Source organism: Fusibacter sp. 3D3 (assembly GCF_001748365.1).
Lineage (GTDB): Bacteria > Bacillota > Clostridia > Peptostreptococcales > Acidaminobacteraceae > Fusibacter_A.
In genome coordinates this window covers 1-13,324 of record NZ_BDHH01000028.1, presented here as the reverse complement: position 1 = coordinate 13,324, position 13,324 = coordinate 1, and the positions used below count along the sequence as shown (strand labels likewise).

At 38.0% G+C, this 13,324-nt stretch carries 9 protein-coding genes, 1 pseudogene and 1 other annotated feature; all 10 genes and pseudogenes read left to right on the top strand.

From position 1 onward, the window contains the following. The first annotated feature begins 19 nt into the window (after nt 1-19). Nucleotides 20-712 carry a 50S ribosomal protein L1 gene (gene rplA, locus F3D3_RS21165; RefSeq protein ID WP_069876434.1) on the top strand — a complete coding sequence of 231 codons (693 nt, stop codon included), beginning with the start codon at nt 20-22 and terminating at the stop codon, nt 710-712. A 37-nt stretch (nt 713-749) separates the two neighbouring features. Next, nucleotides 750-880: a sequence feature (ribosomal protein L10 leader region), on the top strand. A 17-nt stretch (nt 881-897) separates the two neighbouring features. Then, the gene (gene rplJ, locus F3D3_RS21160) at nt 898-1,395 is read left to right on the top strand and encodes a 50S ribosomal protein L10 (protein ID WP_069876433.1); all 498 of its coding nucleotides are present in this window, start codon (nt 898-900) and stop codon (nt 1,393-1,395) included. 36 nt (nt 1,396-1,431) lie between these two features. Further along, nucleotides 1,432-1,794, top strand: coding sequence for a 50S ribosomal protein L7/L12 (gene rplL / locus F3D3_RS21155; protein WP_069876432.1), 363 nt, complete (start codon nt 1,432-1,434; stop codon nt 1,792-1,794). 289 nt (nt 1,795-2,083) lie between these two features. Continuing rightward, on the top strand, nt 2,084-5,761 hold the full coding sequence (gene rpoB / locus F3D3_RS21150; protein ID WP_069876431.1) for a DNA-directed RNA polymerase subunit beta: 3,678 nt from the start codon (nt 2,084-2,086) through the stop codon (nt 5,759-5,761). Between the two features lie 32 nt (nt 5,762-5,793). After that, nucleotides 5,794-9,297, top strand: a complete 3,504-nt coding sequence (gene rpoC, locus F3D3_RS21145; RefSeq protein WP_069876430.1) for a DNA-directed RNA polymerase subunit beta' — start codon at nt 5,794-5,796, stop codon at nt 9,295-9,297. A 99-nt stretch (nt 9,298-9,396) separates the two neighbouring features. Continuing rightward, complete coding sequence (locus F3D3_RS21140) at nt 9,397-9,645, top strand: ribosomal L7Ae/L30e/S12e/Gadd45 family protein (RefSeq protein ID WP_069876429.1); 249 nt, start codon at nt 9,397-9,399, stop codon at nt 9,643-9,645. 38 nt (nt 9,646-9,683) lie between these two features. Next, entirely contained in the window at nt 9,684-10,100 is a 417-nt protein-coding gene (rpsL, locus tag F3D3_RS21135) for a 30S ribosomal protein S12 (protein WP_069876428.1), read from the top strand. A gap of 145 nt (nt 10,101-10,245) precedes the next feature. Beyond that, nucleotides 10,246-10,716 (top strand): 30S ribosomal protein S7, encoded by a 471-nt coding sequence (gene rpsG / locus F3D3_RS21130; RefSeq protein WP_069876427.1) that lies wholly within the window; start codon nt 10,246-10,248, stop codon nt 10,714-10,716. Between the two features lie 52 nt (nt 10,717-10,768). Further along, the gene (gene fusA / locus F3D3_RS21125) at nt 10,769-12,835 is read left to right on the top strand and encodes an elongation factor G (RefSeq protein WP_069876426.1); all 2,067 of its coding nucleotides are present in this window, start codon (nt 10,769-10,771) and stop codon (nt 12,833-12,835) included. 20 nt (nt 12,836-12,855) lie between these two features. Continuing rightward, nucleotides 12,856-13,314: pseudogene (locus F3D3_RS21120) on the top strand (GTP-binding protein); the annotation flags it as partial. Between the last annotated feature and the right edge of the window lie 10 nt (nt 13,315-13,324).

Sequence of the window (13,324 nt, the reverse complement as noted above, 5' to 3'; positions counted from 1 at the left end):
CCACGAAGGAGGAAATAAAATGCCGAAAAGAGGTAAGCGTTATCAAGAATCCGTTAATCTTGTAGAAAAAGATAAATTCTATGAACTTGATGAAGCGATAAAATTAGCAAAGCAAACTGCGAAAGCTAAGTTTGATGAAACTGTAGAATTACACATTAAGTTAGGTGTCGATGGTAGACATGCTGATCAACAAGTAAGAGGTGCGATTGTATTGCCGCATGGTACTGGTAATACGAAAAAAGTACTTGTCATTGCAAAAGGTGAAAAAGCAGCTGAGGCTGAAAAAGCTGGCGCAGATTACTTTGGTGCAGAAGATATCATCGCTAAAATCCAAAATGAAAACTGGTTTGATTACGATGTAATCGTTGCAACACCAGACATGATGGGACAACTTGGACGACTTGGTAGAGTATTGGGTCCAAAAGGGTTAATGCCAAACCCTAAATCAGGAACTGTAACTTTTGATATCGAAAAAGCTGTTAATGAAATTAAAGCAGGTAAAGTAGAATACAGATTGGACAAAACGAACATTATTCACGTTTCTATTGGTAAAGCCTCTTTTACAGAAGCTCAACTAGAGGAAAATATGAATAGTTTAGTTGAGGCCGTAGTTAAAGCTAAACCAGCTGCTGCTAAAGGAACTTACTTAAGAAGCGTAACTTTAGCAACAACAATGGGTCCTGGTATCAAAGTTAATGCAGCAAAATTATAATTGACAATAAGTGATTTTTCTGATAGAATTACTTTGTTGTAAAAATGAATGTAAACCGTAGACAGTAGGTGCTTATGCTTAATTTCCTACCGAGGTAAGGATAAATAGTTTATTTCGATAAATTATAGCCTCTCTTGTCTACGGAAGAGAGGCTTTTTATTTAATATTAACAAGGAGGTGGACAAATGTCACAAAATCTTGAAAACAAAAAGATTGTTGTTGAAGAAATCAAAGAGAAATTTTCATCTGCTAAGTCTGCTGTTCTTGTAGATTACAGAGGTTTAACTGTTGAAGAGTCAACTGAACTTAGAAGTAAGTTTAGAGACGCTGGCGTTGATTACAAAGTTTATAAAAACAACTTAGTGAAATTGGCGATTAAAGATACAGCATTCGAACCATTATCTCAAGATTTGACTGGTCCAAATGCAATTGCTTTCGGTATCGAAGATGCAGTTATACCAGCTAAAATTGTTAAAGAGTTTGCTAAAACACATAAAAACCTTGAATTAAAATCAGGTGTAGTTGACGGCAGCTATTGTAATCTCGAACAGATTATTCAAATTGCAGATTTACCATCAAAAGAAGTTCTTATTGGCAGATTCCTTGGCAGTGTCAAGGCACCAATTTCAAACTTCGCTTATTTCTTATCAAATCTTATTAATGAAAAAGAAGCACAAGCATAAATTAAAGGCTTGTTAAAAATCCGGAGGTGTAAAACAATGACTAAAGAGCAAATTATTGAAGCTATTAAAGGCATGAGTATTTTAGAAATTAAAGAATTAGTAGAAGCTTGTGAAGCTGAGTTTGGTGTATCTGCATCTGCTCCAGCTGGAGCTGCTGTAGCAGTTGCTGCAGAAGCAGTAGAAGAAAAAACTGAGTTTGATGTAATACTAGCTAATGCTGGCGCTAAAAAAATCGGCGTAATCAAAGTAGTTAGAGAAATCACTGGTCTTGGCTTAAAAGAAGCTAAAGATTTAGTAGATGGCGCTCCACAACCTGTTAAATCAGGCGTTTCTAAAGATGAAGCAGAAGCAGTAAAAGCTAAATTAGAAGAAGCTGGTGCAGCTGTAGAATTAAAATAATTTTGAACTGCATATAAATAGCCACCAAAAGTTTGGTGGCTATTTAATTTAAGAGAAGCAAAGATCAGACTACTAAAAGTTAAATATGACAAAAATGAAAAACTCTATTTTAAACAAACCTATAAAATGATGTTGACACGTGATTCAATGTGTGATATTATTCTATAATGCTATAAGTATGTTTAAAATGGAGTTTTTGCGTTTTAAAACTTTTGTAGTAGAGAAGGTAAAAAAGGATTTGTTCCTTTTATGATACAATATTTTTATTACACAAGGGGTGAAAATTTTAATGCCACAACCTGTAATGCTCGGAAAAACGGAAAGAATGAGTTTCGCTAGAATTAATGAGCTACTTGAGAAACCCAATTTAATTGAGATTCAACGCAAATCTTATGAATGGTTTCTAGACGAAGGCTTAAAAGAAGCTTTCAAGGACATTTCTCCAATTGAAGACTATACTGGTAATCTAAGACTTGAGTTTATTGATTATGAACTCGATGAAGAAGCTAAGTATGATGTCGAAGAATGTAAAGAACGAGATGTCAATTATGCAGCACCATTAAGAGTGCAAGTTCGTTTCATTAATAAGGAAACAGGCGAAATCAAAGAACAAAAAGTTTTCATGGGTGATTTCCCATTGATGACTGAAAAAGGAACCTTTATTATAAATGGTGCCGAAAGAGTTATTGTAAGCCAATTGGTTGGATCACCAGGACCCTATTACGATGTAAAAATTGACAAGGTAGGAACTAAACTTTACTCAAGTACAATTATTCCCAATCGTGGTGCATGGCTGGAGTATGAAACAGATTCAAATGATATTGTTTCTGTTAGAATTGACCGTACAAGAAAATTACCTGCAACAACCTTGATCAGAGCACTCGGTTATCAAACCAATACTGAAATTTTAAATTTATTTGGTGAAGATGAAAAGTTGATCAAAACGCTTGATAAAGATAGTACTTCTAATTATGAAGAAGGTCTTATTGAAATTTACAAGAAATTGAGACCTGGTGAACCGCCTACGGTGGAAAGTGCAAGCAATTTAATCAACTCTTTGTTCTTTGATGAAAAAAGATATGATCTTGCAAAGGTTGGCCGTTACAAATTCAATAAAAAATTAGGTGTTTCCGATCGTATTGAAGAAAAAGTGGCTGCTGAAAACATTGTCAACCCAGAAACAGGCGAAATTCTAGTTGAAAAAGATGAGAAAATTACAATTGAAATGGCAAGTGTAATTGAAAACGCTGGTGTTTGTCGTGTTGATGTATATGGTGATGAAGACAAAATGGTTCGTGTAATTGGCAATCATTTTGTTGATTTGAATGTTCATTTCACACACCCGAAACTTAAAGTTAAAGAAAAAGTGTATTACCCTGTCTTAAAGGAAATATTAGACACTTATGACTCTGATGAAGAGCGTTTAGTTGCAATTGAAGATCGTATGTCTGAACTTGTGCCAAGACATATTACGCATGCAGATATTATTGCTTCATTTAGTTATATCTTGAATTTGAATTTAAGCGTTGGTCTTGTGGATGATATTGACCATTTGGGAAACCGTAGAATTCGATCTGTAGGAGAACTCTTACAAAATCAATTTAGAATTGGTCTTTCGAGAATGGAGAGAGTTGTTCGTGAAAGAATGACGATTCAGGATATGGAGGCTATTACGCCGCAAGCACTTATCAATATTAAGCCTGTTGTCTCTGCGATTAAAGAGTTTTTTGGCAGTTCACAGCTTTCGCAATTTATGGACCAAACCAATCCGCTTGCAGAGTTAACACACAAGAGAAGATTATCCGCACTTGGACCAGGGGGTCTTTCTAGAGAAAGAGCTGGTTTTGAGGTTCGAGACGTGCATCATTCTCACTATGGTAGAATGTGTCCAATTGAAACGCCAGAGGGTCCGAATATCGGCCTTATTGGTTCGTTGAGTACATTTGCTCGAATTAATGAATACGGTTTTATTGAATCTCCATATAGAAAAATTAATAAAAAAACAGGTGTTATATCAAATGATATTATTTATATCACAGCTGACGTCGAAGAAAAGTATATTGTTGCACCTGCAAATGAACCTTTAACAGAAGACAATAAATTTGTCAGTTCTAGAATTGTAGCGCGTAGAAGATCCGATATCAAAGAATTTCCAGCGAATGAAGTAGACTTATTTGAAGTTTCGGCTCTGCAAATGGTCTCTGTTGCCACGGCAATGATTCCGTTCCTTGAGAACGATGATGCAAACCGCGCACTTATGGGATCAAACATGCAACGTCAGGCGGTACCACTCGTTAGAGCGGAAGCACCTATCATTGGAACTGGTATAGAACATATTGCGGCAAAAGATTCTGGCGTTGTAATCAAAGCACTAGTTGATGGTATTGTTGAATATGTTTCAGCTGATGAAATTGTCATCAGAGGCAAAGAAGATAAGAAAAAATACAGACATAAACTGTTAAAGTTTAAAAGATCCAATCAAGGGACTTGTATTAATCAGAAACCACTTGTCAAAAAAGGCGAGGCGGTTAAATTTGATGATATAATTGCGGATGGACCTTCTACAGATAACGGCGAAATCGCACTTGGAACGAACTTGCTCATTGGGTTCATGACTTGGGAAGGGTATAACTACGAGGATGCCATTCTTTTAAGTGAAGAACTTGTTATGGAAGATAAGCTGAGTTCAATTCATATTGAAGAATATGAGTCCGAAGCGAGAGACACAAAACTCGGGCCAGAAGAAATCACTAGGGATATTCCGAATGTCGGCGAAGAGGCTCTAAAAGATCTAGATGCTGAGGGGATTATTCGAATTGGCGCGGAAGTAAACGCTGGAGACATATTAGTCGGAAAAGTAACGCCTAAAGGTGAAACTGAGCTGACTGCAGAAGAAAGACTCTTAAGAGCAATCTTTGGAGAAAAGGCAAGAGAGGTCAGAGATACTTCGCTTAGAGTGCCACATGGCGAATCTGGGATCATCGTAGATGTCAAGAAATTTGAACGTGAAAATGGCGATGAGTTATCACCTGGTGTCAACAAACTGATCAGAGTTTATATCGCTAAAAAGAAAAAAATCAGTGTTGGCGATAAGATGGCTGGACGTCATGGAAACAAAGGGGTTATCTCTAGAATATTACCAGTTGAAGATATGCCTTTCCTAGATGATGGAACGCCGCTTCAAATTGTACTCAACCCACTGGGTGTACCTTCGCGTATGAACATTGGTCAGGTTCTTGAAGTCCATTTAGGACTTGCGGCTAAGAAAAACGGTTGGAAAGTTGCAACGCCAGTATTTGACGGTGCAAAAGAGTCTCAAATTATGGAGATTCTTGCCAAAGCAGGTTATCCAGCAAATGGTAAGCTTACAGTAAGAGATGGTCGCTCAGGTGAAAGTTTTGATAACCAAGTTACAGTGGGTTATATGTATATGTTGAAACTGCATCATCTTGTCGATGATAAGATTCATGCAAGGAGTACTGGACCTTATTCTCTTGTAACGCAACAGCCTCTTGGTGGTAAAGCACAATTTGGTGGTCAGCGTTTTGGAGAGATGGAAGTTTGGGCGCTCGAAGCATATGGAGCAGCGCATACGCTTCAAGAAATCTTGACCGTTAAGTCGGATGATGTTGTTGGTCGTGTTAAGGCATACGAAGCCATTGTTAAGGGCGAAAATATTCCTGAACCTGGTATTCCTGAATCCTTTAAAGTATTAATCAAAGAATTACAAGCGCTAGCACTTGATGTCAAAGTTTTAAGAGATGATGCAGGTGAAATTGAGATTGAACTTGCGGATGAAGATGATGATGATGCACTTGACTACAATGCAGCTCTTAGAGAAGCAAAAATATCCAATGATGTAGATTCAGGCGCATTTATTGAAGAAACACCTGGGGAAGAAGAAACAATAGAAGAAGAACCAGATGAAATTTTCTTGGCGGATGATGACGACGACTATGAAGAATAATAGTGATTATTATTAGAAGGGAGATGTAGCCCTTGATAGAATTCAATAATTTTGATTCCATTAGAATAGGCTTAGCTTCACCAAATAAAATCAGATCTTGGTCAAAAGGTGAAGTGAAAAAACCGGAAACGATCAATTACAGAACACTTAAGCCTGAAAAGGAGGGTCTTTTCTGTGAAAAGATCTTTGGTCCAACAAAGGACTGGGAGTGTCATTGTGGTAAATATAAGAAAGTAAGATATAAGGGTGTTGTGTGTGACAGATGTGGTGTTGAAGTCACAAAGTCTAAAGTTAGACGTGAGCGCATGGGCCATATAGAACTTGCTGCACCTGTATCTCATATTTGGTATTTCAAGGGGATTCCTTCAAAAATGGGTATTTTGCTTGATTTGTCTCCAAGATCTTTGGAAAAAGTACTGTACTTTGCTTCGTATATTGTAATTGAACCAGGTGAAACTAGCCTTGAAAGAAAACAATTGTTAACTGAAAGTGAATACGGACAATATCGAGAAAAATATGGGAACACTTTTAGAGCGATGATGGGCGCTGAGGCTGTTAAAGAAATTTTACAGCAAGTGAACCTTGATACGCTTGCAACGGAACTAAAAGCTCAATTAAAGGATAGTTCTGGACAGAAAAAAGTGAGAATTGTAAGAAGACTTGAAGTTGTTGAAGCTTTTAGACATTCCGGCAATGATCCTGAATGGATGATTTTGGATGTGGTACCGGTTATTCCGCCAGATCTCAGACCTATGGTTCAATTAGATGGTGGCCGTTTTGCCACAGCAGATTTAAATGACCTCTATAGAAGAGTGATCAATAGAAATAACCGATTGAAAAGACTTTTAGAACTCGGTGCACCCGATATTATTGTAAGAAATGAAAAGCGTATGCTTCAAGAAGCAGTGGATGCGCTTATCGATAATGGCAGAAGGGGACGTCCTGTTACGGGACCTGGAAATAGACCGCTTAAGTCTTTATCAGATCTATTAAAAGGTAAACAAGGGCGTTTCAGACAAAACTTACTGGGTAAAAGGGTTGACTACTCAGGTCGTTCAGTTATCGTAGTTGGACCTGAACTTAAATTTTACCAATGTGGTTTACCAAAGAAAATGGCACTTGAACTCTTTAAACCTTTTGTCATGAAGCGTCTTGTCAGAGATGGCTATGTGCACAATATAAAGAGTGCTAAAAGAATGGTTGAACGTGTAAAACCAGAAGTTTGGGCTATTGTTGAAGATGTCATTAAAGAACATCCAGTGCTTCTAAACCGTGCACCAACACTGCACAGACTTGGTATACAAGCATTTGAACCCGTACTTGTTGAAGGTAAAGCAATTAGGCTACATCCACTTGTATGTACAGCTTACAACGCTGACTTCGACGGTGACCAGATGGCAGTCCATGTACCACTTTCAGTAGAAGCACAAGCAGAAGCGAGATTTTTAATGCTCTCTGTAAACAATATATTAGCACCAAAAGATGGTCGCCCAATTACGACCCCATCTCAGGATATGGTTCTTGGAGCGTATTATTTAACTTATGAAAAAGAAGATCAACCTGAAAAAATGATGGCGTTCAAAGACTATGAAGAATTACAACTTGCCTATTTTAACGGTGCTGTTGACCTTCATACAAGAGTTAAAATGCGCGCATTTATCAAAACCGAAAATAAAAATGTGATTGTGGAAAGTACCGTTGGACGATTTATATTCAATGAGAACATCCCACAGGACTTAGGCTTTGTTGAGAGAGACAATAACCCTTACGCGCTTGAAGTAGACTTCTTGTGTAAAAAAACAAATCTTGAAGAAATCATAGCAAGATGTTTCAGCGAACATGGCAATACAAAAACGGCTGAACTTCTGGATCATTTAAAGGATATGGGGTTCAAGTATTCAACAAAAGCAGCAATAACGGTATCCGTATCGGATATGGTTGTACCTGAAGAAAAGAAAGCGCTTATAGAAAAAGCAAGAGAAATAGTGGGTAAGTATCAAGTTGCCTACAGAAGAGGTTTAATCTCCGATGAAGATCGATATGAAAAAATCATTCAAACTTGGACAAAAACCACTGATGAAGTTACAGATGCCTTGATGGCAAACCTTTCTACACTAAATAATATTAAAATCATGGCGGATTCTGGAGCGAGGGGTTCTAAGAACCAAATAAGACAGCTTGCGGGTATGCGTGGTCTGATGGCCAACGCACTGGGTAAAACGGTTGAAATTCCGATTATCTCAAATTTCCGTGAAGGTCTATCCGTTCTCGAATACTTTATTTCGACTACAGGTGCTCGTAAAGGTCTTGCCGATACAGCACTTCGTACAGCTGATTCAGGTTATTTGACGAGAAGACTTGTTGACGTCAGTCAGGAAGTGATCGTTAGAGAGATGGATTGTTCTAGCGAATCTGGAATTGAAGTTGTAGAGTTCCGTGATGGCAATGAAGTTATTGAACCGTTGGAGGAAAGAATTTTAGGCCGTTATCCAGTTGAAGATGTTTTGCATCCGGAAACGGGAGAGCTTCTTTGTTCAAAAGATAAAATTATTTCGGTAAGAGTTGCAGAAAAAATTGTAAAATCAGGTTACGATAAGCTTAGAATTAGATCTGTATTGACCTGCGAAACGCAATATGGTGTGTGCTCTAAATGTTATGGACTGAACCTTGCGACTGGAAAAGCAGTTCATATTGGTGAAGCAGTTGGCATTATTGCGGCACAGTCCATAGGCGAACCTGGAACACAGCTTACAATGAGAACATTCCATACAGGCGGGGTAGCCGGTGGTGATATCACGCAAGGTCTTCCAAGGGTTGAAGAGCTTTTCGAAGCGAGAAAACCTAAAGGACTTGCAGTTATTGCTGAAATGGATGGTGTTATTTCATTCAAAGAAACAAAAAAGAAGAAAGAAGTTGTTATTACGGCGGATTCTGGAGAGCAATTTGCTGCTCAAGTCGTCTTTGGCTCTAAATTAAAAGTTAAAGAAGATGAAAGAGTACATTCGGGGCAACCGCTTACAGAGGGGTCTATTAGTCCACACGATTTGCTTAGAGTGGTTGGTGTAAAAGGTGTAAGAGAGTACATTATTAAAGAAGTGCAAAAAGTATACCGATTACAAGGCGTTGATATCAATGATAAACACATTGAAATTATCGTAAAGCAAATGCTTTCTAAAGTTAAAGTTGACGAGTCAGGGGATTCGCTTGTACTACCTGGCAGTGTCATTAGTTTAAAAGAGTTTAACAGACTCAATAATCAGATTGAAGAAGACGGTGGTGTTCTTGCCACGGGTTCAAGGTCATTATTGGGGATTACGAAGGCATCATTGGCAACTGAATCCTTCTTATCGGCTGCATCTTTCCAAGAAACGACTAGAGTTTTAACGGAAGCTGCAATCAATGGAAAAGAAGATCGATTACTTGGACTTAAAGAGAACGTTATTATTGGTAAACTGATCCCAGCGGGAACAGGTATGCGATATTATCGTGATATAGCAGTCAGGTCAAAAGACACTTTCTCATTGGAAATAGAATAATCCTTTAAGAGTATTTAACATAAATTTTGTTGACAGCCAAAATTTATGGTGTTAAAATGATGAAGTGCATATTGGCGACTTCAAAAGGAGGGACACCGTATGCAAATAAATGAACTATCTAACAACCCGAAATTGGTCATTGGTGTGAAACAAACTACCAAAATATTAACCAGTGGTCATGCAAAAGTTGTTTTTATTGCGAAAGATGCTGAGCAACATGTTGTGAGGCGGATTATTCAACTCGCCACAGAACAGGAAGTTGAAATTATTTTTGTTGAAACAATGAAAGAACTTGGAAGGGCTTGTAATATTGACGTTGGTGCTGCGACAGCGGTTATTGAAAAATAGATGAAAATAAAATAAAAGAAAGGAGGTGCTGTAAAGGAATGCCTACTATAAATCAGTTAGTACGAAAAGGAAGACTTGCAATTGAAGAAAAATCAACTGCACCTGCATTACAAAGAAGCATGAATACTTTAAAGAGAAAGCCAGTTAAAATGAGTTCACCTCAAAAAAGAGGAGTTTGTACGAGCGTTAAAACTGTAACTCCTAAAAAACCTAACTCAGCTTTAAGAAAAGTTGCTAGGGTGAGATTAACGAATGGCTTAGAGGTAACTGCTTACATCCCAGGTGTTGGTCATAATCTACAAGAGCATAGTGTTGTTTTAATAAGAGGCGGTAGAGTAAAAGACTTACCTGGATGTAGATATCACATCGTTAGGGGAGTACTTGATTCTGCTGGTGTAAATAACAGAATGCAATCGAGATCAAAATACGGTGCTAAGAGACCAAAGAAAAAGTAGTTAGTTAATCAGCCTCTTCCGAAAGGGAGGGGCTTTATATAGTAATATATTATCAATTGAAAATTCAATAAGTAAATCGCACAGACGACATTTGCTTGTCGAGTACCGATGAATGACCTAAACGTATTATAAGGAGGGAAGAAAAGTGCCTAGAAAAGGAAATGTACCTAAAAGAAGTGTATTACCAGATCCGATGTACGGAAGTGTGGTAGTATCAAAATTAGTAAATCAAATCATGTATGACGGTAAGAAGGGTGTAGCTCAAAGTATCGTATACGGTGCGTTTGACCAAATCGCAGAAAAAACAGGCAAGAATGCACTTGAAGTTTTCGAAGAAGCATTGAATAACATCATGCCTGTTCTTGAAGTTAAAGCGAGAAGAGTTGGTGGTACAAACTATCAAGTCCCTATGGAAGTAAGAACTGAAAGAAGACAAACGCTTGGTCTTAGATGGTTAATTACGTACTCTCGCAAAAGAGGCGAAAGAACAATGCAAGACAGATTAGCTAAAGAAATCATGGATGCAGCGAACAGTACGGGTGCATCTGTTAAGAAAAGAGAAGATACACATAAAATGGCTGATGCGAATAAAGCGTTTGCTCACTATAGATGGTAAGTTATTCTTTTTTTAAAAAAAACAATAAGAAGAGTGTGAAAGGAGGATGGATATGAGTAGAGATTATACTTTAGAGAATACTAGAAATATTGGTATCATGGCTCATATTGATGCCGGTAAGACGACTACTACAGAAAGAATCCTCTATTATACAGGTATCAACTATAAAATTGGTGAAGTACATGAAGGCGCCGCGACAATGGACTGGATGGAGCAAGAGCAAGAGAGAGGGATTACGATTACTTCTGCTGCGACAACTTGTGTCTGGAAAGGTAAGAGAATTAACATCATTGACACGCCAGGTCACGTTGACTTTACAGTTGAAGTTGAAAGATCACTTCGTGTATTAGACGGTTCAGTAGCTGTATTTTGTGCAAAGGGTGGGGTTGAACCTCAATCTGAGACGGTTTGGAGACAAGCTGATAAATACAATGTACCAAGAATGGCTTTTGTAAATAAAATGGATATCACTGGTGCTGATTTCTTCAGAGTTGTCAGAATGATGAAAGATCGTTTGAAAGCAAATGCAGTTCCGATCCAATTACCAATTGGAGCAGAAGATCACTACGAAGGCCTTATTGATTTAATCACTAGGGAAGCTGTATATTATAGAGATGATTTAGGCGAAAAAGTCGAAAGAATTGCAATTCCAGAAGAATTCGCTGAATTAGTAGAAGAATATAGAGAAAAAATGGTAGAGGCAATTGCAACTACTGATGAAGATTTGATGATGAAATATTTGGAAGGCGAAGAAATGGGGATTGATGAGCTTAAAGCAGCGCTTAGAAGAGCAACAATCAACAATGAAATCGTTCCAGTACTTTGTGGATCAGCGTATAAGAACAAAGGCGTTCAATTGATGCTTGATGCTGTTTTGGATTACATGCCAGCGCCTACAGATGTAGTTGCAATTAAGGGTGTGGATGAAGATGGCGTTGAAATTGAAAGACCAGCTGATGATAGCCTTCCGTTCTCATCGCTTGCATTCAAAATTATGACGGATCCTTATGTTGGAAAATTGACTTTCTTTAGAGTTTACTCAGGTACTTTAGATGCGGGTTCTTATGTTCAAAACTCGACTAAAGATAAAAAAGAAAGAGTTGGCCGTATCCTTCAAATGCATGCTAATAAGCGAGAAGAAATTTCAAAAGTTTATTCTGGTGATATAGCAGCGGCTGTAGGTTTAAAATTTACGACTACTGGAGATACTTTGTGTGATCCAGATCACCTTATCATTCTTGAAAGAATGGAATTTCCAGATCCAGTTATTCATGTGGCGATTGAGCCTAAAACAAGAGCTGGACAAGAAAAAATGGGTATTGCGCTTTCTAAACTTGCAGAAGAGGATCCAACTTTTAGAACTTACACGGATGAAGAAACTGGACAGGTTATTATCGCAGGTATGGGTGAACTTCACCTTGAAATCATTGTCGATAGACTTTTAAGAGAATTCAAAGTGGAAGCAAATGTTGGGGCACCTCAAGTAGCTTATAAAGAAACGATTACGAAAGCTACAGATATTGATTATAAATACGCTAAGCAATCAGGTGGTAAAGGTCAATATGGTCACGTTAAGATTAGATTTGCACCAGTTGAAGCCGGAAAAGGATTTTCATTTGTATCAACCGTTACGGGTGGTAGCGTTCCTAGAGAATACTTTAAAGCGATCGAAGAGGGTGTTGCTGGCGCTATGAAAGCTGGTATCTTGGGTGGTTATGAAGTTGTCGATGTAAGTGCAGATTTACATGATGGATCTTATCATGAAGTCGACTCTAACGAGATGGCGTTTAAACTTGCTGCTTCAATGGCTTTCAAAGAAGCTATGAGAAAAGGTGATGCTATTTTACTTGAACCCTATATGAAAGTCGAAATTACTGTTCCAGAAGAATATCTTGGAGACGTAATGGGTGACGTAAACTCTAGACGTGGTCGTTTAGAAGGTATGGAAATGGTAAATGGCGTTCAGATCATTAGATCTTATGTCCCTTTATCACAAATGTTTGGTTATGCAACTGACCTTCGTTCAAATACACAAGGTCGTGGCACTTATTCAATGGTATTTAACCATTATGAACAAGTTCCGAAGAGTATTGCTGAAGATGTATTAGGTAAAAAATAACCCGAGGAGGAATATTTAAAATGGCAAAGCAAAAATTTGAAAGAAATAAACCGCATTGTAATATCGGAACAATCGGTCACGTAGACCACGGTAAAACAACATTAACAGCGGCAATTACAAAAGTATTATTCGAAAAATACGGATTAGGCGCAAAAGTAGATTTTGATAATATCGATAAAGCACCAGAAGAGAGAGAAAGAGGTATCACAATCTCTACAGCACACGTTGAGTATGAAACACCAGCGAGACATTATGCTCACGTAGACTGTCCAGGTCATGCCGACTATGTTAAAAACATGATCACAGGCGCAGCACAAACGGACGGATCCATCTTAGTTGTATCCGCAGCAGATGCTCCAATGCCACAAACAAGAGAGCATATCCTCTTATCACGACAAGTAGGCGTTCCTTACATCGTTGTTTTCTTAAACAACTGTGATATGGCAGACGACGACGAATTCTTAGAGTTAGTAGAGATGTAAGTAAGAG

Bases quoted from the DNA above. Each gene is read 5' to 3' on its own strand.
- rplA (WP_069876434.1), top strand. From the start codon at position 20: ATGCCGAAAAGAGGTAAGCGTTATCAAGAATCCGTTAATCTTGTAGAA.
- rplJ (WP_069876433.1), top strand. From the start codon at position 898: ATGTCACAAAATCTTGAAAACAAAAAGATTGTTGTTGAAGAAATCAAA.
- rplL (WP_069876432.1), top strand. From the start codon at position 1,432: ATGACTAAAGAGCAAATTATTGAAGCTATTAAAGGCATGAGTATTTTA.
- rpoB (WP_069876431.1), top strand. From the start codon at position 2,084: ATGCCACAACCTGTAATGCTCGGAAAAACGGAAAGAATGAGTTTCGCT.
- F3D3_RS21140 (WP_069876429.1), top strand. From the start codon at position 9,397: ATGCAAATAAATGAACTATCTAACAACCCGAAATTGGTCATTGGTGTG.
- rpsL (WP_069876428.1), top strand. From the start codon at position 9,684: ATGCCTACTATAAATCAGTTAGTACGAAAAGGAAGACTTGCAATTGAA.
- fusA (WP_069876426.1), top strand. From the start codon at position 10,769: ATGAGTAGAGATTATACTTTAGAGAATACTAGAAATATTGGTATCATG.